This is a genomic window from Novosphingobium nitrogenifigens DSM 19370, from assembly GCF_000192575.1.
Classification (GTDB): Bacteria; Pseudomonadota; Alphaproteobacteria; order Sphingomonadales; family Sphingomonadaceae; genus Novosphingobium; species Novosphingobium nitrogenifigens.
In genome coordinates this window covers 22,567-25,222 of sequence record NZ_GL876935.1, presented here as the reverse complement: position 1 = coordinate 25,222, position 2,656 = coordinate 22,567, and the positions used below count along the sequence as shown (strand labels likewise).

At 52.5% G+C, this 2,656-nt stretch carries 4 protein-coding genes and 1 tRNA gene; 3 read left to right on the top strand and 2 right to left on the bottom strand.

The genetic code is table 11. The features are described from left to right. Positions 1-54 precede the first annotated feature (54 nt). Positions 55-130 (top strand) — tRNA-Val (locus Y88_RS16340). Positions 131-149: 19 nt separating this feature from the next. Here Y88_RS16340 and Y88_RS16335 read toward each other — a convergent pair. Both Y88_RS16335 and Y88_RS19815 read right to left on the bottom strand, forming a co-directional pair. After that, positions 150-1,370, bottom strand: a complete 1,221-nt coding sequence (locus tag Y88_RS16335) for a site-specific integrase (protein WP_008071221.1) — start codon at positions 1,368-1,370, stop codon at positions 150-152. A 145-nt stretch (positions 1,371-1,515) separates the two neighbouring features. Further along, on the bottom strand, positions 1,516-1,728 hold the full coding sequence (locus Y88_RS19815; RefSeq protein WP_081458679.1) for an excisionase family DNA-binding protein: 213 nt from the start codon (positions 1,726-1,728) through the stop codon (positions 1,516-1,518). Between the two features lie 95 nt (positions 1,729-1,823). Here Y88_RS19815 and Y88_RS16330 point away from each other — a divergent pair, with 95 nt between their 5' ends. Together Y88_RS16330 and Y88_RS19250 are read left to right on the top strand one after the other, a co-directional pair. After that, positions 1,824-2,231, top strand: a complete 408-nt coding sequence (locus tag Y88_RS16330) for a helix-turn-helix domain-containing protein (protein WP_157132683.1) — start codon at positions 1,824-1,826, stop codon at positions 2,229-2,231. A 9-nt stretch (positions 2,232-2,240) separates the two neighbouring features. Further along, positions 2,241-2,522, top strand: coding sequence for a hypothetical protein (locus Y88_RS19250; protein WP_157132682.1), 282 nt, complete (start codon positions 2,241-2,243; stop codon positions 2,520-2,522). Positions 2,523-2,656 lie beyond the last annotated feature (134 nt).

Sequence of the window (2,656 nt, the reverse complement as noted above, 5' to 3'; positions counted from 1 at the left end):
CAGGTAGGTTGACCGCCGCTAAAAACCCTATAAATGCGCGGCTCTCGAGCATTCGGGCGGTTAGCTCAGTTGGTAGAGCATCTCGTTTACACCGAGAGGGTCGGCGGTTCGAGCCCGTCACCGCCCACCATTGCTAGAACGCTGATTTTTCAGGGTTTAGGCTCATTGCGCAGTTCAAGTATTTTATTGTTGTCGCCGGTGATGGTCAGCAAATGGTCAGCGCGCCACGCGGCAGCCTCCTGTTCCACAGCATTCCAAAGCTTGGTCAGCGCGTGAATCGTCTCCGGCATTTGTAATGGATCGCCGTGGGCATACCAGTCAGTCGTCCGCTCTAGTGTGTCGGTGGGGTCCTTGTGTCCCAGCAACAGGCTGATCTGCTCGCCTGGAACCGATGAGCTTCTGAGGTAGGACGCCACGGTATGGCGTATGGTTTTGGGGACATAGCTCGTCGGGATGTTAAGCTTCGTTCGCATGGTGCGCCACCACCTTTTGCGAGAGGTGACCAAATCGAGCTTCCACCCCTTCATCACGTAGGTGAAAGGCGTGATCGCTGGAACGATAGGATTGCGCTTGTCTGTCACGGGGGCGCCGGGTGGATGGAGATCGATGACACTATCAAGCCATTGGTTCGCCGGTACGAACGCCAAGGCGGCGTCAGGCCTAGCAGCTGTTGCGATCATGAGTTGCAACCATTGTTGGACACATGGCTCCTGATCGGCGTAGGCCACCATGGCTCCTAACTGTTTGATCGTAAAAACAAGCTTCCTGGACTTTGAACGTAGGTTTTTGTCAACGCTGGGCACTCGTGGATACATTGGAATGCGCTTTGCATCCTCGGCGTGGTTCAATGCCGCCCGCAAGTCCTCGATGTTTCGTTGAACGGCCTCGCCACTTACGCCGCTGCTCTCGTGTTTGAATATCTTGCCATCCCATTCAACTTCCCAACGGTGCGGAGCCATGCGCCATCGCCGAAATCTGGCGACCGAGACCTTGTTAATTTCGGCCACCCGCACACTGGTGGTTAGCTCATCCTGCATAAAAAAGCCGATCCATGCGCGGAATGACGATTTGATGGTATCTAAACGCCTCACATCGGGGCCGTGTTCGCGCAAATAATTGAAGAGATGGGGTAGGAGTTCGGCTTCAGTGATATCCTGTCCATGCTGTTTGGAGCGCTGTGACGCCTCGTAGGATCGCAATGCTTCTTTGGCTCGATCAAGGTCTATAGTCCTGCACTTAGTGCTGCGATAGACAACTGAGCGCGTTCCTGGGCTATAGGCCGCAATTTGCCAAACGTCTGATGCAACGCCATCCCTGCGCTTGTCGAGCCAGTAGTCTCCGATAATGAATGGGGAATTTTCTCGTGACATATTTCGTATGACTCAATGATTGAAAGATTTTTTAGAACGTCATATTTTGTTAATTCAATGAGTTGATCGTAGGAAAATTTTGTTCCCTTTCTATTTTTTATTCCTCGTCTTATCTTTTCTGCGAGAGTGTTGGCGGACATGATCGTCATTCTCCTGCGTTAAGTTTATGGCTTTGTGGGCTGATCATTTTGTTGGCCACGAATTCGTCCATGGCATCGCGAGGCAACAGATATCTGCTGCCAACTTTGATATGTCTGATCTGGTTTTCGCTGATTAGCGCCCGGATCCTCCCGGTAGACCAACCACTCAGTGCGGCTAGCTCCCGCGGGGAAAGAAGTCCGTCTGCCCGCACGCTCATTCCGAATCCCTTTCGATGTTAGTTTTCCTGTGCTATCTCTTACATATCAAGTTCAAATCAGGACGTACGTGCCTATTACGGGAATGATTGTGCCCATGTCAACACCCTCCGGTATCGGATCGCGCATGGCCAGCGTTCGCAGAGAATTTAATCTCTCGCAGGCACGTGCTGCTGCAATTCTGGAAATCGCGGAACGTTCATACAAAAACTACGAGAGTGAAATCCGCGAGTTGCCGTTGTCCGTTGCTCGGCGTTTTTGTGAACGGTTCGAGCAGGACCTGCTTTGGCTAATTGAAGGCCAGCGCCAGACTGCTGCCGAAAGGGATATCGATCTGGTCGGCGATACGATCGAGGCCGTCGTCGCCGAATCAAAGGTGCGAGGAATTAGGCTAACGCCGGCAAAAGCCAGGAAGATTGGCCGATTCGTCTATGCGAACTGCTTTCAGAAGGGCACATCCCCGCAAGATGAAGTGAGCACGGTTTTTGATTTGCTAAGCGAATAGGAGGGCGCGTTGTTCGATTTGGAAAGTTTGCTCGAGAAAAGAATTATCAGGGATGTAAATTTCCTGCGAATTTCCGGTGCGGGATGCTTTTTGGTGGCGTTTCCGGCGCTTAGCTTTAACCGCACAGAACGCGGTTGGACGCTGGACGGGCCCACCCTTGTCGCTGCTGCGCTTGTAGTCGCAGGGGTTTCACTTTTTTTTAGCGGGGCATTGGTCGCGCGTACGCTGCGGAAATTCGGCAATCACCACGCGCCAGATTTGGCTTTGAACCGCTATGAAGGTGGCGAGTAGCGCCAACCGCCGTTCGAGCAGCCAGGCAGCCTTTTTGCTTGCTTATGGTAGGAGAGGTGGTTCCACCTCGAAGTTGATGTTGTCGTAAATTTCCCGCACGCGATTATTTGTTCGCCACAGTCGAACTAAGAGTC

Excerpts from the sequence above, each read along its gene's own strand:
- Y88_RS16335 (WP_008071221.1), bottom strand. The coding sequence starts at position 1,370 with ATGTCACGAGAAAATTCCCCATTCATTATCGGAGACTACTGGCTCGAC.
- Y88_RS19815 (WP_081458679.1), bottom strand. The coding sequence starts at position 1,728 with ATGAGCGTGCGGGCAGACGGACTTCTTTCCCCGCGGGAGCTAGCCGCA.
- Y88_RS16330 (WP_157132683.1), top strand. The coding sequence starts at position 1,824 with ATGTCAACACCCTCCGGTATCGGATCGCGCATGGCCAGCGTTCGCAGA.